At 25.3% G+C, this 21,012-nt stretch carries 18 protein-coding genes; 10 read left to right on the top strand and 8 right to left on the bottom strand.

Annotation, left to right across the window (positions count from 1 at the left end):
• Positions 1–154: 154 nt before the first annotated feature.
• Together F811_RS0106210 and F811_RS0106205 are read right to left on the bottom strand one after the other, a co-directional pair.
• A complete protein-coding gene (locus tag F811_RS0106210; RefSeq protein WP_020004410.1) occupies positions 155–1,375 on the bottom strand; it encodes an HsdM family class I SAM-dependent methyltransferase in 1,221 nt (406 codons plus the stop codon).
• 18 nt (positions 1,376–1,393) lie between these two features.
• Entirely contained in the window at positions 1,394–2,104 is a 711-nt protein-coding gene (locus tag F811_RS0106205; protein WP_020004409.1) for a hypothetical protein, read from the bottom strand.
• 172 nt (positions 2,105–2,276) lie between these two features.
• On the opposite strand from F811_RS0106205, the gene trxA reads away from it, so the two are divergent.
• The 9 genes from trxA (at position 2,277) to F811_RS0106160 (ending at position 12,989) form a co-directional block, all read left to right on the top strand.
• Positions 2,277–2,594 (top strand): thioredoxin TrxA, encoded by a 318-nt coding sequence (gene trxA, locus F811_RS0106200; protein WP_020004408.1) that lies wholly within the window; start codon positions 2,277–2,279, stop codon positions 2,592–2,594.
• Between the two features lie 152 nt (positions 2,595–2,746).
• On the top strand, positions 2,747–4,564 hold the full coding sequence (locus F811_RS0106195; protein ID WP_026364369.1) for a glycoside hydrolase family 10-like protein: 1,818 nt from the start codon (positions 2,747–2,749) through the stop codon (positions 4,562–4,564).
• 36 nt (positions 4,565–4,600) lie between these two features.
• Complete coding sequence (locus tag F811_RS0106190; protein WP_020004406.1) at positions 4,601–5,293, top strand: hypothetical protein; 693 nt, start codon at positions 4,601–4,603, stop codon at positions 5,291–5,293.
• Between the two features lie 79 nt (positions 5,294–5,372).
• Positions 5,373–6,560: a cyclic nucleotide-binding domain-containing protein gene (locus F811_RS0106185; RefSeq protein WP_020004405.1), complete on the top strand. Its 1,188-nt coding sequence runs from the start codon at positions 5,373–5,375 to the stop codon at positions 6,558–6,560.
• A 167-nt stretch (positions 6,561–6,727) separates the two neighbouring features.
• Positions 6,728–7,885, top strand: coding sequence for a cyclic nucleotide-binding domain-containing protein (locus F811_RS0106180; protein ID WP_020004404.1), 1,158 nt, complete (start codon positions 6,728–6,730; stop codon positions 7,883–7,885).
• Positions 7,886–7,970: 85 nt separating this feature from the next.
• Positions 7,971–9,125 carry a cyclic nucleotide-binding domain-containing protein gene (locus tag F811_RS0106175; protein WP_020004403.1) on the top strand — a complete coding sequence of 385 codons (1,155 nt, stop codon included), beginning with the start codon at positions 7,971–7,973 and terminating at the stop codon, positions 9,123–9,125.
• Positions 9,126–9,234: 109 nt separating this feature from the next.
• Complete coding sequence (locus F811_RS0106170) at positions 9,235–10,389, top strand: cyclic nucleotide-binding domain-containing protein (protein WP_020004402.1); 1,155 nt, start codon at positions 9,235–9,237, stop codon at positions 10,387–10,389.
• A 182-nt stretch (positions 10,390–10,571) separates the two neighbouring features.
• A complete protein-coding gene (locus F811_RS0106165) occupies positions 10,572–11,732 on the top strand; it encodes a cyclic nucleotide-binding domain-containing protein (protein WP_020004401.1) in 1,161 nt (386 codons plus the stop codon).
• A 51-nt stretch (positions 11,733–11,783) separates the two neighbouring features.
• A complete protein-coding gene (locus tag F811_RS0106160) occupies positions 11,784–12,989 on the top strand; it encodes a cyclic nucleotide-binding domain-containing protein (protein WP_020004400.1) in 1,206 nt (401 codons plus the stop codon).
• Here F811_RS0106160 and F811_RS0106155 read toward each other — a convergent pair.
• Together F811_RS0106155 and F811_RS0106150 are read right to left on the bottom strand one after the other, a co-directional pair.
• Positions 12,986–13,708 (bottom strand): TlyA family RNA methyltransferase, encoded by a 723-nt coding sequence (locus F811_RS0106155; protein WP_020004399.1) that lies wholly within the window; start codon positions 13,706–13,708, stop codon positions 12,986–12,988. The two genes, F811_RS0106160 and F811_RS0106155, sit on opposite strands and share 4 nt — an antisense overlap.
• 23 nt (positions 13,709–13,731) lie before the next feature.
• Positions 13,732–15,240 (bottom strand): hypothetical protein, encoded by a 1,509-nt coding sequence (locus F811_RS0106150; protein ID WP_020004398.1) that lies wholly within the window; start codon positions 15,238–15,240, stop codon positions 13,732–13,734.
• Positions 15,241–15,428: 188 nt separating this feature from the next.
• On the opposite strand from F811_RS0106150, the gene F811_RS0106145 reads away from it, so the two are divergent.
• Positions 15,429–17,729, top strand: coding sequence for a DUF3536 domain-containing protein (locus F811_RS0106145; RefSeq protein ID WP_020004397.1), 2,301 nt, complete (start codon positions 15,429–15,431; stop codon positions 17,727–17,729).
• Between the two features lie 42 nt (positions 17,730–17,771).
• Here the strand turns inward: F811_RS0106145 and F811_RS0106140 are convergent, their stop codons facing one another.
• The 4 genes from F811_RS0106140 to F811_RS0106125 all read right to left on the bottom strand — a co-directional run bounded on the left by F811_RS0106140 (position 17,772) and on the right by F811_RS0106125 (position 20,803).
• Entirely contained in the window at positions 17,772–18,221 is a 450-nt protein-coding gene (locus F811_RS0106140) for a hypothetical protein (protein WP_020004396.1), read from the bottom strand.
• Positions 18,222–18,240: 19 nt separating this feature from the next.
• A complete protein-coding gene (locus F811_RS0106135; protein ID WP_020004395.1) occupies positions 18,241–18,663 on the bottom strand; it encodes a SoxR reducing system RseC family protein in 423 nt (140 codons plus the stop codon).
• A 23-nt stretch (positions 18,664–18,686) separates the two neighbouring features.
• Positions 18,687–19,268 (bottom strand): SAM-dependent methyltransferase, encoded by a 582-nt coding sequence (locus F811_RS0106130; protein ID WP_020004394.1) that lies wholly within the window; start codon positions 19,266–19,268, stop codon positions 18,687–18,689.
• Positions 19,269–19,396: 128 nt separating this feature from the next.
• Positions 19,397–20,803, bottom strand: a complete 1,407-nt coding sequence (locus tag F811_RS0106125; protein WP_026364368.1) for a tetratricopeptide repeat protein — start codon at positions 20,801–20,803, stop codon at positions 19,397–19,399.
• Between the last annotated feature and the right edge of the window lie 209 nt (positions 20,804–21,012).

The following is a 21,012-nucleotide window of genomic DNA, read 5'->3' as shown; positions in this document are numbered from 1 at the left end:
GTTTAGAGTTTAGAGTTTAGAGTTTAGAGTTTAGAGTTTAGAGTTTAGAGTTTAGAGTTTAGAGTTTAGAGTTTAGAGTTTAGAGTTTAGAGTTTCTCTTTAATCTGTTTTTCATTATATCATTAAAAACATATTTTGTCAAATTAATAAAAAATTATAACGCAATAATTTTTATTGGAAGAAGCCTTTCCAATTCTGTTTTTGATACCTGAGTGTTTCCTGTTATAAGACTTAATACTTTTGTATTAGTTTCATCATTTAAAGCATTATAAATATATTCTAAACTATAATCTTTATTATAACTCTCTAAAGGATATATAACATTAACATGATTCTCACATACAAACTCTTTTTCTTTTACTATTGCCGATTTTATATTAATGTTTTTATGAGAGCCTGTTATTCTATTAACCGCTATAACATTATTTTTTATTATCAACTCTCTAGAAATATTTTTTATATACTGAAGTTTTCTTTTATTTGGTATAACTATTTTTCCATTAACTATATTTGATGAATATATTAAAGGTATAGAATCATTTTTATCTTCTGTGAGATTTTCTTTATATTTATTCCAAGCAATGCTTCCTGTTTTTACAGCATATCCTATATCTTTTAAACTTACAGTATTTTTGTAGGCATTGTTTAAAAAAGTTTTATCCTCTGTGAATATTGTAATACCATTTTTTGAAAATATATATTTTTTATTTTTATGATTATTAATTTTTTTAAGTATTAAAAGCATAACCTTTTGATTGGCCATATAAAAATTATCAGAACCCTCTACAATATGCAAGTATTCAACACTGCTGTTATTAATTATATACTCTCTTAATTTACTAAAAAAAGCTCCGTTATTCATAGAAGGAGGCACAACATATGCTAAATATCCGCCATCTTCTAAAATCTCTAAACCTAGTTTTATAAATATGGAAAATATATTAAGCCTTCCGTTTATTATATCAGAATATTTTTTCTTTGTTTCTTTATCTGGTTTAAACTCAAAGTAAGGAGGATTACCTATAACATAATCATATTTTACAGATTTTTCCGTATCTATTTTTAAAGTATCAATACATTTTATATCAGCATTATTTATTAATTTTTTTGAAATAGAAACTAAACTATCATCAATCTCAAAACCATAAAGAGTGTGATTATTAAAATATTCTCTGCAAGATAGAAGAAACTCACCGCTTCCGCATGCTGGGTCTAATATTTTTACATTGTCTTTTTTATCCGAAATGGATATTAATTTTTTTAAAAGCAAATCTCTTATACTTTTAGGCGTAAAATACTGTCCTAGTCTTTTTCTTTTTTCTATATCAGTATTCTTAAGATAATCAAAACTTTCTTTTGTATACTCTTCCTGCATCATATCTCTCTTACAAAATTATAAACTATTACAAAACTCTATTACATTATTTTCGCATTTTATTCTATCTTCATGAAGAAAATAATCTATTTTTGCATTATCATTTATAGTTTTATTCTGTTCATAAGCACGCCTAACATATACATTAAAGCCCCTGTCAAATTTATATGCAAACAGATTATTTTTACTTTCTTTTTTCATTTTAATTTTGAAATCATCTTCAAGTTTTTTTATCTCTTCAAAAAACTCTATAAGCTCAATTCTCTCATTCATAGGAAGAACATCAGCTCCAATAAAAAAAGTAACATCTCCTCTTCCGTAAGAGCCAAATATATAAATTGCATTAGCCTTTGGCAAATTACTATTCCACATAGGGTTAGATGATTTACCGCTGCTGTATTTTATCTCTACAGCAATGATTTTTTTATCTGTAAATATTAAAAAATCTGGGAAATTCTGACTTCCATAAGGCTGACATATAAAACAATTTTCCATACTTTTATCTTTTAAAGCATAAATATTATCTATTATTTTATCAGAGCTTTTATCTAAAACATCATTTTTTAGAGATAAAAGTATATCTTTAATTTCTTTATCGCTTGCTATTCTTCTATTAAAACCATAGCGTTTCAAAGAGGCTTCAAATCTATCTTCAAATTCATTACCCTCTTTGCTTTTCAGCCATTCCTTTTTATTCTTCTGTATGTCTATAAAAATATCGCTAAGCATTGTATTAATATATTCATAATGTTAGAAATTGTCAAGATGAAACCAAAATTGAATAACTTAAATTTACATAGTAAATAAGTAGATTTTTTAAAAAATCGTATGTTTTTAACTTGACTAAGAATATTTTTTTTATATAATGTATATTATAAAAATATATCTCTGGAGTTTTATAATGGAAGAATTAAATAAAGACAATTTTGATGAAAAAGTTATTAATTCAAAGGATTTATGTTTAGTTGACTATTTTGGCGATACTTGCGAACCTTGTAAAGCATTAATGCCTCATGTTCATGAATTATCTAAAGAATATGAAGGAAAAGTACCATTCTATTCTTTTAATACTTCTAAAGCTAGAAGATTAGCTATTCGTGAAAAAATATTAGGTCTTCCTACAATAGCTGTTTATAAAGATGGTGCTAAAGTTAAAGAAGTTACTAAAGAAGAAGCTACTATTGAAAACATTAAAGCTATGGTAGACAGTATGCTATAATACTTTTAATATTAACTTATATTTTAGAATTTAATAAAGGGGCTTTTTATAAGTCCCTTTTTTATTTTTATCAAAATCTATCTATATATTGACTGTTATCTATATTAAATATATAATCTAAAAAATATTTCAATAAGAAAAATGAATTAAGTATGAAGAAAATCATTATATTAATATCCCTTACAGTACTCTTAATATCATCATGTCAAACTGTAAATATTTCCCTACCAGATAAATTAAGAACAATGCTTATAAAAAATATGGAAGAAGACAGAAGTCTAAATCCATTATACAGAGAGTTCAGAGCTGCATGGTTTTCTACTGTTGCTAATATAGATTGGCCTGTAAAGGGCGGAAGTGAAAATGAACAGAAAAAACTTATCATAAAACATTTAGACACATTATATGAAAATAATTTTAATGCAGTGTTTGTTCAGGTAAAACCAGATGCTGGGGTAATATTCCCATCAAAAATTAATCCTACAACAAGATATTTTTTTGGTACCGATTCAAAATATGAAAAAGACGAATACCCTTTCAAAACTGATATGCTTGAGTATATAATAGATGAAGCACATAAAAGAAATTTAGAAGTTCATGCATGGTTTAATCCGTATAGAATGTCTTTGACTTATGATAAAAATAAAACTTATGAAGAACAATTTTCTAAAAAAAACTTTATTCACACATATGTATCTAATAATCTTAAGCCTATACATTGGTACGATAACAGAATATATTTAGACCCCGGAGAGCCTATAAGTTCAAAATATATAATAGATTCTGTTATTGAAGTAGTTGAGAATTATGATGTTGACGGCATACACTTTGATGATTATTTTTACCAAAATGCTGCAGGAGGCAAAACATATAAGGATTGGCCTGATAGAGTAAGTGCAGAAAAGTACGGTTCAAAAAGAGGATACGATATTAATAATACCTCTTATGATGATTATGGTGTGAATGGGCTTTATGCTTGGAGAAGAGATAATATAAACCGACTTGTGAGTGATTTATATAAAGAAATAAAATTAAGAAAGCCTTATGTAAAATGGACTATATCACCTGCGGGAGTTTGGAGAAATAATACAAAACTTTCTGAATATATAGGAAGCAAATACGGAAGTGATACAAAATCATATAATCCTAATTTTGACGCTTTGCATGCTGATGTTTTATTATGGCTTCTTAACGGAGAAAAGACATCTTCATTAGAAAAGGCTTCGGATAAGGACGGATTAAACAGAATGTATGTAGATGCTGTAATACCACAAGTATATTGGAGCTCTTCTCATAAAACAGCTCCTTTTGATGTTATAACTGATTGGTGGGTCAATGAATATAAAAAAGCAAGAGGGACAAATACTGCTGATTTATATATAGGACATGCATTATATAAAATGGGAAGAGAAACTAATACAGAACCTTGGCAGAATATAGAACTTATGTCTGAACAAATAGATTATATAAGAAAAATAGGCAGAGGTTATATAAAAGGTTCATCTTTTTTTACTATGCATAGTATGTACAAAAAAGATAGAGACAGCGGAGATTTTGGAAATTTAGCATTAAAATATATAAAAGAGAATAATTATATATTCAAAGCAATAGTACCAACTATGAATACAATGAAAAATATAAGTGAAGCCCCTATGAAATTAGAAAATCCTTCTATAAAAAAAGTTTTCGGAGGCATAGAAATATCATTTACAGACCCTAACGAATACAAAACTGATAAATACGGACATGTATTGCCTTCTGTGTCATCATATTATGTTATATATAGAGAAACTATAGGTGAAAGTGGTATAGAATTGATAGATAAAATAAGAAGAACAAATTTTAATATTAACTCTAAAGTAATTTATAAAGATAAAACTATAAACTCAAAAAATACATATATATATTATGTTACAGCACTAGATAGAATACATAATGAAAGCAAATATTTAAAAATAATAAATGATTAATTTGACAAATACAACTATTATTAATATAATTATAATATGATATTAGAAAATTTATACTATACAGAATCTTATAAAAACCATTGGCTTAAATATGGTATCTTATTTGAAGATAAATATTTCAAAAAAGAAAAGAAAACTATATTAAATGATGATTATTATCTAATTCATAAAAAATATACTGGATTTATTCATAATAAGGATATTATAGGATATGATAGAACTTTATATAATAAAAAAGATGAATTAATTTATAATTATAAAAGTGATGATTCTCGTATGTATAAAATAATAAAATATACTGATAATAATGATTATTTTGTATTTAATAGAGATTTATCTGGTTTTTCAATATTAGATTTAAATAATCAAAATAAAATATTCAATTTTTATCATAATAAACCATTATATAATAATAGTCAGTTTAATGGTATTTGGGTTTTTATAGACTTTGAATGCTATAATAATAAAATACTTTTCTATGGTTTTTATATCACCAAAGAAGAGAACGGAGCATATAAAAGAGTATTTGATTATATGCTGTACAACTTTTCTAATAATATATTTGAAAGCCAAAATTATATTAATATAGTTAGTATAAGACAATTAATATTAGATAAATATAATCATGATTTGTATTTTACATATAAGGCATACTTCAAAGAAGATAACATAATAGTAGAAGATTCATTCAATAACAAAACATTTACTCTCAAATATAATGATTTTTAATATTAAAAAATAATTATATATTCTTGTTATATAAAAATTATAAAGTATAATATAATAATCAAGTTTAGGGGTTATTATTATGATAGATTTTAATGTTGTTGAGTTTAAAAAAGACTCTGCCGTATTTGTGGCTGGAGAAAATTCAAAAGATGTATTTTATATAATTAAAGAAGGTACTATAATAGACAAAAATTACGTTATAGAAAATACAAATTTTGAATTTACAAGAGGAGAGATAATAGGAATAGTTCCAGCTATATTATCAGAACCTTATTATTCAACCGCTATTGCTGCAACAAATGCCGTATTAATAGAAATACATATAAAAGATATATATGCTATTGAAGATACTAAAATAATAGAAAGTATATATAAGCATTTAATAAAGTTTATGGAAATATGGCTTGGAAAATATTTTTATAAATTGGCTGAAACATTAAACATAGGAAGCTACAAAGAAAATAATGCTTTTGAAATAGCAGAAATATATGAAAAAAATGGACTTAAATCTGCTGCCCTATATATGTATAAAAAAATAATAGAAATGTTCCCAGATAAGGATCATAGCGAAGTAAATAACAAAATATTATCAATAGAAAGAGATGTAAAAATAGAAGCTCCATTACAAATAAGTAATAATTTATTTGAGTATAAGGCTGGAAGCTGTATATTCTCTGAATTGGAAAGTAATACCGAACTTTATGTAATAAGAGACGGCAAAGTAGGAGTATACAGTGTGTTTGACGGAAGGCTTATAACAAGAATTATATTCCCAAGCGGAAATATTATAGGATACAAGCCTATACTTGGAAATAAATTTTTACTTACCACATGCATAGTATTAGAAGATACCGTTTTACAGATAGTCAATAAAGAAGATTTTTTGAAACTTGCTTCTACCAATACCAAACTTCAGTATCATTTAGTAAATATTATGGCTAGAAGAATATACAATACAGTTATAAAAAGCTACAGTATAAGCATAAAAAGCAGAGTGGGTAAATTTTACAATATGATATATTCATTTACAAAAACAGCATTATTATTTGATAAAAATGCCGATTTTTTGGAGCTTCCATATACCGCCAATGATATATGTGCTATGGTTGGAATTGAAAATACAGATTATATAAAATCAGAAATGAATAAAACTAAAATAATATTATTTTCAAGAGAAGGCAAAATAATTATTCCGAATGTACAGAATTTCTTTAACGAGTATAATATGTATATGAAAAGGAACTCTACTCCAAATATAGTAGAATGATATTTTGTAAAATTCTTAATTTTTGTTTTAAAAATATAAAAAATATTAAATTTTTTTTAAAAATATTGACATAATTACCCTTTATATTATAATAGCCGCCTGATATAGTGTGAATAATTGATAATAGTGTAATTTCAAAAAATAATAATGTTTTTTATAGGAGTATTATGTCTAAATATGATACCATTAAATTTAATAAAGATGATATTATTATAAAGTCTGGAGAAAAACCTTTAAATCATTTTTATATAATACTTAAAGGCAAAACTACATGTTACAATGATTTTTATAAGTCTTATAAGTATAATAATGAGAAAGGAAGCATTTTAGGTCTTGTATCTTCTACTATAAATGAGCCGTATTTTTCTACTATAGAGGCAGAAGAAGAAACAGAAGTAATAAAAATAAAAACAGACAGTATAATTAATATTAGTAACGAAGAATTGCTTGATAAAATATATAATTATCTTTATCTCATTTTAGAAACTTGGCTTAGCAAATATTATACTATTCTCGCTAAAAATAAAGTGGATTTGTATAATAAGTATGATATCTTAACTATGATAAAAATTTATAAAAATAATGGTTATACAGATGTTGTTCATAAAATGGCTTCTAAATATATGCATATGTTTCCAGACACTGATGATGCTGATGAAATAAAAAAAATATTAAACGATATAAAGCCTTTAGAAAAACCTAAACATATAATCGGAACATCTTTTGAGTTTAAAAAGGGATACTGTCTATACTCAGAAATATCTTCCAGCAATCATATATATATAATTAAATCAGGTAAAGTAGGCATTTATTGTATTTTAAATGAAAAACAAATTATTAGAAATATTTATTCAGAAGGATATATTATAAATGGATACCCACCTTCTCTTGAATATAAACCCCTTCTAACTACGGCAATCATTCTTGAAGATTCAGTGATTAATATTATAAGCAAAAAAGAATTAGTAAAAATGATAAATAAAGATAGAGAATTAAGAATGGACTTTATTAAAATGGCATCTATAAAAGTTCATAATGCTATATTAAAAATTAAATCTATCAATACAAAAGAATTAAATAAAAAATTAATAATTATTATCTACTCTATAATAAAAATGGAAACACTATTTAATAATGATATAAAAACATTGAAATCATTATATAAAATAGATGATATAAAAAATATGCTTAATATAAAAATGTCTAATAAGGATATATGTCTAGAACTAGAAAAGGTCAAATACATAGAAATAGATTCATTAAATAATATAAATATATCAGATGTTAAAAATTACATAGAAGAATATAAAAATTACATTTTTTAATATATTATTAAAAAATATTTTAGTTGACATAATTTATCTAAGTATTATAATCTAATTGTAAATATTTTATACGCATATTAAGTATATGGATAAATACAGATTAGTTAAATATACAAAAGGAACCGTTATATTCAGAAACGGAGAAGAGGCAAAAGATTATTTCTATGTAATATCAAGAGGAAAAATATTATCATACAATAATTTTTGCGATAATTACACTATTACATATAATGAAGGCGGTATCATAGGAATAATACAGGCAATCACAGGTGAGCCTTACTATTCCACATCCGAAATAGCCGAAGATTGTGAACTGTGGCAAATAAAAATAGAAAATATAAACAGATTAAATAATAAGCATTTAATAAATAAAATATCAAATTACCTGTCTTTTATATTAGAAAATTGGCTTAGCAAATACTATTCAATAATCACTAAAAATAAAATAGATCTTTACAATAAAGAAGATATTTTAACTATGGCAAGTATTTATAAAGAAAACGGATTTGAAGATGCAAGCTATAAACTTTGTATAACATATATAAATTCATTTGAAGAAGATACTAATACTGATAAAGTGAGAGATTTTATAAAATTTCTAACCCCAGCTAAAAAGGCAGAATCTATAGGAAAAAATTCTATTAAAATAACAAAAGGATACTGCATATATAGCGAATTAGAAATAAGTAATAATATATATTATATAAAATCTGGAAAATTAGGGGTATATAATATAATGAATAAAAGATATGTTACAAGAGCAGTTTATCCTGAAGGCTATATTATAAATGGTTATAGTCCAATACTGGAATACAAACCGCTTCTTACAACTGTAATAGCTTTAGAAGATTCTGTAATCGAAATCATAAATCAAGATGAACTTATAAAAACTTTATACAGCAATGTAGAACTTAGAATCAAATTTATAAAAATGACTTCAATAAAAATTATAAGCACTATATTAAAAATTAAGGCTGTAAAAAGAGAAAATATTAGATATAAACTTATATTAATTATATATTCTATTCTAAAAATAGAAACATTATTTATTATGCCAAAATCTATAAAACTTATATACAAAATAGAAGATATAAAAAACATGATAAATACAGATATAGAAAATAATACTATATATTCCGAATTATCCCAAATTAAATATATAGAATTAGATTCTTTTAATAATATTACAGTAATTGATACAGAAAATTATTTTAGAGAATATGAAGATTGTACAAAATGATTAGTTTTTTATTATTGCTATATTATAAAATGGTTATAATCTAATTTTTATTATTGACATAATTATATCGTACATTATAATAGTAATATATCAAATATAATAGAGAAAAATGGAACAGTATACTAAAGTACAATTTAAAAAATCGGATATCATATTTAAAGATAATCAAGAACCTGAAAAATATTTCTACATAATAGTTAAAGGAAAAGCTGCCGCATACAATAAATTTTATGAAACACATACAAGTTATTATAAAGAAGGCGATATAATAGGATTAATCTCAGCAATAACAGGCGAACCATATTATTCAACAGTTGAAGCAATAGAGGATTCAGAACTTTTACAAATAAAAGTAGAAAATCTTATCAAAATAGATAATTATAATTTAATAGATAAAATTTCAAATTATTTCTCTTATATATTGGAAAGCTGGCTAAGTAAATATTATACTATAATCACAAAAAATAAGGTGGATTTGTATAATAAAGAAGATATATTAACTATGGCAAATATTTATAATAATAATAATTTTTCTGATGCCGCATATAAAATATGTTCCAGTTGTATAAGACTCTTTGAAGATGATTCCAATATAAACGATGCTAAAAAATTAATACTTCATACAAGACCTGCAGATAAACCTCAAAAAATAAAAGAAAATATTTATAAAGTAAAAAAAGGATACTGCATATATTCAGAACTTGAACCAAGCAGCAATATATATATTATCAAGTCTGGAAAAGTAGGAATTTACAGTATTGTGAATTCAAAACAAACTGTAAGACTTATTTATCCTTCTGGCTATATCATAAATTGCTACAGACCAGTTTTAGAATATAAAGCACTATTCACAACAGCTATAGTACTTGAAGATTCTACAATCGAAGTTTTGCAAAAAGAAAATTTAATGAATATAATAAATACAGACCCAGAGTTTAAAGCTAATTATATAAAAATTACAGCAACAAAAATTAATAGTGCTATTTTGAAAATAAAAGCTGTAAATTCAAAAGAATTAAATATGAAATTAATTATTTTAATATACTCTATTCTTAAAATAGAAACCTTATTTAATAAAACTAAATATGTTAATCTGCCTTATAAAATAGAAGATTTAAAAAATATATTAAATATAGAAAATAGTAATAAAGAAATAAGCGACTCACTCAATAAAATAAAATATTTGGAATTAGATTCTTCTAATAGTATAAGAGTATCAAATTTTCAAAGCTATTTTGAAGAATACAAAAAATATACGGTTTAACAAATATTTATCCTCTAAATATAAATATTTTTAATTAATAACACATAGAATAAAATACAATATGCAAAACAACAAAAATATTAAAAGCATAATATTTTTAGTAATATATTAAATTTTCTTGTTTTTTTTTCAAAAAGAATTATAATTAAAAGGAGTAAAATAATTAACATAAATATTACAAAATGAATAATTACAAGACTTCAAAATTTCCAAAAAATTATTTAATCTATGAAGAAGGTAACTATCCTAAAGATGTATTTTACATAATAACTAAGGGAAAAGCCAAATCATATTCAAGTAATTCAAAAAATTATGAAAGAGAATATAATATAGGGTTTATTATAGGACTTATGAATTTAGCAACCAATGAACCTTATTTTGTAACAATAGAAGCAGCTGAAGATACTGAAGTAATAGAAATGAATCTTGCGGATGTAAAAAATTTAACTAACACAGATTTGATAAAAAAAATATATGATTATTTAAACTCTACATTTGAAACTTGGCTTTCTAAATACTATAGTAATTTGGTAAAAAATAAACTAGATTTATATTATAAGGAGAGCATATTTGTTATAGCAGAAATATATAAAAAAAATGAATTTTATGATGCTGCTTATAAATTATATGATGAATATATAAAAGAATTTGATTATGCAGAAGATGTTGAAGGCGTAAAAATAGAATTATCAAAATTGCAAGCCATGCCTCCTCCTAAACAATTTAGAGATAATATATATTTATATATGAAAGGCAGCTGTCTTTATACAGAATTAAAACCAAGCAATTCTTTATATATAATAATGTCTGGAAAAATAGGCGTTTATAATGCAATTAACGGAGAGCTTTTATTAAGAGAAGCATATGGAAAAAATTATATATTATACGGATACGGGCCAAAGTCAGATTATAAACCACTATTAACCTCAGCAATAGCATTAGAAACCTCCTATGTAAAAACTTTGCAAAAAGAAGAGTTTTTAGAGATGATTATCAAAGATAAACAATTAAGATCATACAATATAAAAATGATGTCTGTAAAAATTATCAATGTTTTATATAAAATAAGAGCTATAGAAGAAGAAAATATAACTTTAAAACTATTTATAATAATATCTACTATATTAAAAATAGAAATATTATTTGAAGAATCAGAAAGTATACTGTTATCTCATACCATAGACGATGTAAAAAACTCTGTAAATAATATATCTAAAGATGATATTCTTAATAATTTAAGAAAAATTAAATCTGTAGAAATTGTAAAAGATAAATACATAAAAATAACTAATATAAATAATTTTTTCAAAGAATATCATGAATATCAAAAAAATAATTATTGACATACGCTATAAATGTATTAAAATATTACACAAACTATATATGGATTAACTATGTTAAATTATAATACTATTAAATTTAATAAATCTGCTACTATTTTTATAGAGGGGCAAGAACCTAAATATACTTTCTTTATAATAAAAAAAGGAAGCGTTATTGTGTACAGTTATTTTGCTGACAATTATACTATAGAGTATAAAGAAGGAGAAATCATAGTATTATTTAATGCTGTTTTAAATGAACCTTATTTTTCAACTGTTAAGGCTTTGGAAGATGTAGAAGTAATAGAGATGAATATTAATGAAATAGAGAAAATAGATAATTTAAATCTTATTAATAAAATATACGATTATCTTTTAATTAACATAGAAAGATGGCTTAACAGATATTATTATTTTTTAAATAAAGAAAACAATCCATACTATAATAGCCATCACAATAGAATGAGTAATATCAACATAATAGAAATGTGTAAAATATATTCTAAAAACGGATTTAAAGATGCTGCTTATAAATTATACAAAAAATACGCTGAATTATATCCTAATAATGAAGATAAAATAAAAGAGCTTGATAATCTATTTGGAAATATAAAACCTATAGAAGAAGCAGAAAACATTGAAGATAATATATATAAATACAAAAAAGGAACTTGTATTTATACAGAGCTTCAGGCAAGTGATTATTTATATGTTATAAAGTACGGGCAGATTGGGGTTTATAATATATTTGATAATAGGCAGGTTACAAGAAGAGTGCTCTCTACAAATGATGTTCTTAACGGATATTCTCCGCTTTCAAAAAATAAATTACTTTTAACAACTGCAATAGTGCTTCAAGACTCTATAATAGAATTAATAAAAAAAGAAGATGCTGTTAATTTGGTACAGTCGGATAGAAATCTTAGATTATATTTTGTAAAAATGATGAGTATGAGAATATACGGTACAATTTCAAGAATAAGGGCATTTAAAGCTAATAATATAGTAAGTAAATTTGTAATCATTATAGAAGCATTAATGAAAAATGAACTATTATTTAAAAGTTTAAGCAGAATAAGTTTTCAATATAATATAAATGATATATGTTCTATGATAGGTATAGAATACAAACCAAATATAGAAGATGATTTGAAAAAAATAAAAGCATTAAGTGTACTAGACGGCGGTTATTTGGTTGTTAATAATGTAGATGAGTTTTATAAAGAATATGATATATACAAACAAAGAAACTCATATAAAATAGAAAATAATAATTAAATAACAAAATGTGCTAAATATTCTATATTTCCTTTAGAGCCTTTTATAGGAGATACTGTTCTGTTTATCTCTTTAAATCCGCATTTAGTAATCCTATCAATAGCATTATTTACTATCTTTTCTCTTAAAATATCGTCTTTAATAATACCTCCTTTTGATACATCGCCGCGTTCTGCTTCAAACTGAGGCTTTATTAAACTAATCCAAAACTCTAAATCATTTAATTCTTTAAATATTATAGGTGCTATTTTAGAAACTGATATAAAAGAAACATCACTCACTACCACAGAAGGTATTTCATCATTAAACATCTCTCTTTTAATATCTTTGGCATTAAAATCTTCTATAGAAACTACCCTACTGTCAGAACGAAGTTTATAAACAAGCTGATTATGCCCGACATCTAAAGCATAAACTTTTTTAGCCCCATATCGAAGTAAACAATCTGTAAAACCTCCAGTAGATGCCCCAATATCCAAACATATTTTATTTTCTACAGATATATCAAATACAGAAAAAGCCTTTTCAAGTTTATCACCAGCTCTAGATACATATTTTATATTTTGAATTACTTCTATATTATCTGTATCTTTTATCTTTTGAGCCTTAGCAGTTACTTTTACACCGTTTACAAATACACAGCCAGCAAGTATTATATCCTGTGCTTTAGATCTGCTTTCTGTGTATCCCTCTTTATAAACATATTCATCTAATCTCATATATTATACAGAAAAATATAATATTATTCTAATCCAAAAAAAGATTTTATTATATAAAGTGAATTTCTTTCTTTATCTCTTGTATTAATTTTGAAAATCATTTGAGTATGATTATTATCCAATATATTAGAAGTAAAATATGCTGATTCAAATGCTTCTGTATAGTCATCACCTACTCCATATAATGATAAATTAGGATTAAACTCTAAATATAAAGACATAGTATTATTTTTTGCCAAATCAAGTTTATCACTAGCTATTGATGAAGCAGGAAGCTCTCCATTAATAATAGAATCTATAATATCAGAATTACTTGAAACATATAATATAGAATCTTTTATATAACATAAATATCCGCTTATTGTATAAATACCATCAGCAGAATCTTCAGATAAACTTTTAAGTATCATTTCAACAGAATTTGTATCAGTTATAGAAATAGAAGCAAGTATATTAGGATCTGTATTATTATCAGGATTATCCCATACAGATACAAATATATCTCCTCCTAAAAGTTCTATAAACTTATAAACATCAATGTTGTATTCTTCCAAAACTTTTAATTCTTCCTCAAATGGAAGATTATTTATATCTCCCATAATACTTCTCATATGATTTGCAAGTTCCTTACTGTTGAATGCCAAAGAAAGAAAGCCGTAATTATTTTCGCCATTAGCAAAACTATATATATTATCAGCTAATTGTTTTTTTAGAAGCGAAGCATCATAAGGATAATTTGGAGTATAACTATCAACAATTACATTTGCTTCCCCATTATCAAATTTCATTTTTGTAGTAAGAATTGCATCTTTATAACTATCTCTTGGTATGCCGTCATAACTTCTTCCAAATAAAAATCTAGCAAAGTCAGAAGTATCATCAGCCAATATTGATAAATTAGCCCAAACATAAACATCATTAGTTTCATTTTCTAATGACAAAAAAGTTTCATTATCTAAAGGGGTATTATTAATAAATATATAATTAGCTATATTTGTTATATCATCTTTATTTAATTCTTCATTATACCAATAATTATCTTTTAATTTTAAATTGATTGTAAATATTTCTTTATTCCAAGATATTAAATTATATTCATCTAAAGCTAAATACCTGTATGCAGCATTATCAGCCACAGAAACAAGTTTATCTTCTTGGCTAGACATTTTAATCATTAATTTATCAAGTTCGGTAATATCTTTTACATCAAGTATTATAGACATTTGCTGATATCCATTGAAGAAAACCACTCTCGCTGTTTTGGAAAAATCAATATAATCATTTAATCTGTTTGTCATAGCCTCAGCTACAAACTCATCATCTCTATATTCTAAATATCTGTCAGCATATTTCTGCATAAACCATTTATTTAAAAGCTCCTGCAAATTAATTTCAGATTTCTGAGCTAGCATATCTGCATTTAGGGAAAAAACACTATCAGCATTGTTAGGTATATATTTTTTATCTACAGCATATATAAATGTGCTAAATATCATCAATAAAAATAATGCCGCTAATACTACTCTCTTCATAATGAATGGCTCCTTCAAAAGTTATATTATTACCTATTACATATTATATTAGACTGTAATTAAAAGTCAAGTATAATCAAATTTAGAAATAAAAAATTTTGATATAATATAAAAAAATCTTGCAAATATATATAAATTACTTATAATCATTAAATCTACTTTAAATTTTTATTTTTACAGGACAAATTATGAGATATCTGATATTGCATGGACACTTCTATCAACCGCCTAGAGAAAATCCTTTTCTGGGTGAAATACAGAAGGAAGCAAGTGCAGCACCTGCTCATGATTGGAATGAAAGAATAACAAATGAATGCTACAGTCCTAATGCCTATTCCAGAATATTAGACGGATACGGCAGAATAACTGATATGTCCAATAACTACGAATATATTAGTTTTAATTTCGGACCTACACTTATTGATTATATAGCAAAAACAAGAGAAGATCTTTTAAAAAGAATATTAGAAGCTGATAAAAAAAGTATAGCAAGATTAGGATATGGTAACGCTATTGCTCAGGTATACAATCATATAATACTTCCATTAGCAAAAAAAGAAGATATGAGAGTGCAGATAAAATGGGGATTATATAACTTTGAAAAATATTTCGGAAGAAAATCCAGCGGTATGTGGCTTTCAGAAACTGCTATAAATTTGGATGTGGTTGATGCTTTATATGACTGCGGAGTTAAGTTTACAATACTTTCACCTTATCAGGCACATTATGTAAAAAATATCACCACTACAGATGTTTCAGGTGCAAAAATAGATACATCAAAACCTTATTGGCTTTACGGACATAATGGAAAAAGAGTTGCTGTATTTTTCTATGATCATTACATATCTCAGTCCATAGCATTTGAACATTTACTCACCTCTTCAGATAAACTCGCAGAGAGAATAAGAAATGCATACGGAGAAAAAAGACTTGTTAATATAGCAACTGACGGAGAAACTTACGGACACCATGAGCCATTTGCTGACATGTGTTTAGCAAGGTATTTTAAAGAAAATGTATACTATGACAATATTACTCCTACTAATTATGAACATTATTTAAGTATGTATCCTCCTATGGAAGAGGTTATACTCCATGAAGGTACTGGGAGAAGAGGTACATCTTGGAGCTGTTCACATGGCGTTGAGAGGTGGAGAAGTAACTGCGGATGCGGAGGCTGGGAAGGACTTGATTTATCTTGGAGAGGTCCTTTACGCGATGCTTTCGACATATTAAGAAAAATGCAGGATAAATTATTTGCAGAGTTTTTAGACTTCACTGATGACACTAGAAATTCTTTAAGAGAAGAATATGTACGTGCCATATATAATGACTTGGATGCAAAAGATTTATACGAAATATGCAGCAAATATATATCATTTAAAGAGTTTGTATTTTTGATGGAATCTTATAAATATTCATTATTCTCGTATACTTCATGCGGCTGGTTCTTTGAAGATGTATCAAGACTTGAGCCTATAAAAAATATGCAGTATGCTGAGCAGTCTTTCCATTATGCTAGATTATTAGTAAAAGATAAAAATGTTTCTTTTGTAGATGAAGCACATAAAGAGTTTTTAAAAACATTAGAAAAATCTATAAGCAATAAACCTGAACATCATAATGCAAGATATTTTTATGAGAAAGAAGCTAAAGTTGATGTATTTACAAAACTTTATGTTATAAACTATTTTATATTTAATCTTGCAGCTTCTGAATACAGAGATATTAATATAAATATTTTCAAACATGAAATAAAATCAACCAAAATAGAAAAAAATTATGTAGAAGGTATATTAATAGACAATATAGCAGCCGATATATACTTCAAAGTTCATATGATTAAAGAAAATCATGAGTTTAAAAATCAAATTCAAATATCCGAAGTTTATGATAATTTAGATAAATCTACAATTTACACAATGTATTTAAAAGATCTAACCTCAGATATAAGAGATAAATTAGCAGACAGTTTATTTGAAGATGATATCAAAAAACTAGATACCTTAATGCATCAAATATACCCAGAATACAGAAAACTATTTACATATTTTAATTTAAATAGCATAACTCCAGACTATGACTACAGAAGAATAATGGGTGCTATGGCTTCACCTATACTCAGAGAAAAAATTACTGAAAGAGGACGCGATGCTTATGATGAAGTTTCTGAAGATTTGAAAGATGCTAGAAATGCTGGAATATTTATATCAAACAGCGGTATATCAAGTTTGATAGGAGACAATATAAAAACAGCATTAAATGAATTATATAATACTGGAAATCCGTTTATAACTCATGATCTTCTTAGAGATATAAAATTTTTATCAAATAATGACATGCCTATAGACAGAAACACGTTTGAAAACATTTTTTATAAAATACTTCTAAAATACAAAAGCGGCGATATAAAATTTGATAGAGATGAAGAGAAAAAATCATTTAAAGAGCTCGGATATTGGCTCAACTTTAATATGGATAATATATAAAATTAATCTAATGAGTAATAATAAAATTAATAATAAATATTATTACTCATTAGTGTTTCTCATTATTAAACTTCCATTAATTAAACTCAAAACAACTTTAAAAGAATTATTAGTATTGCAGTCAACATTTATTCTAATGACTTTACCCGCTTCAGAAGAATTTTTAGCTAATTCGACTTTTCCGTAATCTTCTTTTCCAAATTTATAATTCGTTGTAATATAGTAGCCTTCATTTTTCCATAGATAATCAGCATATCTTACACTATAAGCAAGAACATCGTCTACTTTATTAAAAGTTAATATTTTTATATCGCCTTCATCTGATATATCCGTTCTTGGGTGAATTTTAAGACCAGTAATTTTATTAACAGAAGAAACAGCATCATCTCCTATAGTATAAAATTCTTCATAAGGTTTATCCTTAGAAATAAATAGATATGTTATAATTGATACCAAAACAATTGTTATTACAGTAGATATTATTTTTTTCATTTATAAAAGCCTTAAAATATTATTTGCTATAGTTTTCAATAACGTCATTCTTGCAAATAATATTAGCTATTATTTTATTGTCTTTTTTCAATCTTAATATACCAAAAATAACATATATAAAAAATACAACAAAAGAAAATATAGGTCCAAGATCATGTTCTATATTTGCCAATTTTGTTATATATGCACCTATAAAATACCCAGCTATAAGACATATCAAAGGAATAACATAAACAAAAAAATTAGTTCCCTTTTTTAATTCTTCTACCTCTATAACTACACTGTCTCCCTTATCAGCATTTATATTGTTAAAAGCTCTAAGTACAATTGGTTTACCTTTAGAACACATAGTACATCCATCACAGCTTGCACTTCTTTGAAGTTCAACTTTAGCTACATTATTATTATAAGTTTCTAATACCAAAGCAAATTCTCTTCTCATTTTTATTATATCCTTATGTTTAATTAAATAATCTTCTTAAAATTTTTACAAAATAAGAACACTTCCCTACTCTCATCTCTCGAGCTTTTAGGCTTAAATACATTTACACTCTCAAAATATTCGGACAATTCTTTTTTGAACATCTGCAAATCTTTTCCATCAAATATCTTTATAAAAAAATGCCCGCCATCTTTTAATACTTCTTTAGCCAAATTAAATATAGCTCTACATAAAGAAACAGATCTAAAATGATTAGTTTCTCTATCTGAAGTGGTATTTGGCATAGCATCACTTACAACAACATCAAATAATGTATTATTAAAACTTGAAGCATCCATATCTTTTATATCGCCCAGTATAAAAGTAAATCTCTGATGTGCAAATGAATTAGGAAGTATATCAACCCCTACAACAGATCCTGTTTTTAATATTTTATTAAGCATATACTGACTAAAAGAGCCCGGGGAACAGCCTACATCAAGAACTATATCAGATGATTTTATAAACTTAAATTTATTTTGTGCCTCTTCTAATTTAAAAACACTTCTTGCTTTATAGTTTTCCTCTTTAGCCTTTTTAAAATAAAAATCCTGTACCTTTTTCATTGTGAAATTCAACCTGTAATTAATAATCAATCAGCAATATGATAAGATATTATAATATAAAAAAAATAAAAGCAATAGAATAATATCTATTGCTCTTTATAATCTCTGTAATATTTTTATAATAAACTTTATAATACCCAATTCAATTTCTCTTCTGTTCTAGTAACTCCTACAGGCAAATTGGTAAGAGCAGCTTTTTCTAATAAATTTTCAAGCCTTTTTATTCCAACTATATCTATCCTAGACATAGCAGCATACCTTATCGCATCTGGACTTACCATAGCACAGGTTATAAGTACAGCATTAGAAATATTAGCATTTACAGCATACTCATACAAATGCACAAGCTCATCATTAAATATAGGGCTGTAAGATGTTCTAAAATATATTATCTTCTTTGGAGAATGAAGACTGTTGCTTTCTTTAGCAAAAACTATTAAATACTTTTTATCTGTAGTTTTTAATGAATAAGGTATAAGCCCTATACTTGCTGTAATTTTTAAAGCCATATTGATAAAGTCATCACCTTCCAATTTGAAAAACTTTTTAATATTTTCGCTGTATCTGGAATCTTTATAATTATTAAGCTTTTCGTTAGCATCTCTGTAATTAGGATCTATTACTATGATGCCTTCCAATATTTCCATAGATTTATTAATATTGCCTACCATATCATAACATTCTGATAAAGTATAAAGTATAGATAAATTCAAATCTTTATCATAGCTTTCATAATTTATAGCTTTCTCTAAAGTTTTTATAGCAGATTCTATATTTTCGAGTTTAAGATAACAAAGCCCCATTTCATACAATGATTTTACAGCATATTCTTTATCTTTATAAGAAACAGAATAATATCTAATAGCTGTTTTATAATCTTCTCTGCCTTTGTATGCCCTTCCCAAATTATAGTTTAACATTGGGTCATCAGGCATTTTTTTATATACATTGTTCATAATAGATATAGCTTCATTATAATTGCCTATATTTACAAAACAAAAACCCTTATATTTTAAAGCTTCCGAATTATTAGGCTGTATATCTATAGCATCAGAGAAGTATTTTATAGCTGTATCATACTGTCTGTTTTTATAATAAATAGTACCTATTTCTATATCAACTATTAATTTATAATCATCTTCTTTTAATAAAGTAAGATACTGAGCCAAAGCCTCCTCTTTTCTATCTATTTTATCCAAAGCCCTAGCCAATGATAAAATAGTTTCTGGAGTATTATATCCGTCATCTATAGCATGTCTGTATTCTACTATGGCAAAGGAATACTCTTCCATATTGGCATAGCAGTCTCCTATCATAGCATGTATTTTTGCTCTTTTAGTACCAGACTTATCTTTAGCTAAAATATCTTTTAACTTAAGTAAAGCCATATCATTCTTTCCTTCTGATATAAATGAATTAACTTTATCTATATCAGAACCTTTAGACATTTTACTGCCGAAGAAAAATTTCTTTAATATAAGAAGTAGTGTAACGAATACACATATAAATACTAAAATATAAATACTATAGTTCATACTCTGTTCTTTTTTATTATTTTTCTATATAATATACTATAAATAAATTCGGATTTTTTTACAATATTTTTAAACTATTAAAAATAATTTTCCTATAAAAACTCAATTTTTTTAATTATGTAAAATAATATAATATTAACTTTTTATATCAAAAATAAAACCAGCAGTTATGAGAATAATTACCCATAACTGCAAATCAATTTTACTCA

Origin of the sequence: Brachyspira innocens ATCC 29796, assembly GCF_000384655.1 — a bacterium.
GTDB classification, from domain to species: domain Bacteria; phylum Spirochaetota; class Brachyspiria; order Brachyspirales; family Brachyspiraceae; genus Brachyspira; species Brachyspira innocens.
The sequence above is the reverse complement of the archived record's forward strand: the minus strand, read 5'-3'. Positions and strand labels throughout refer to the sequence as shown.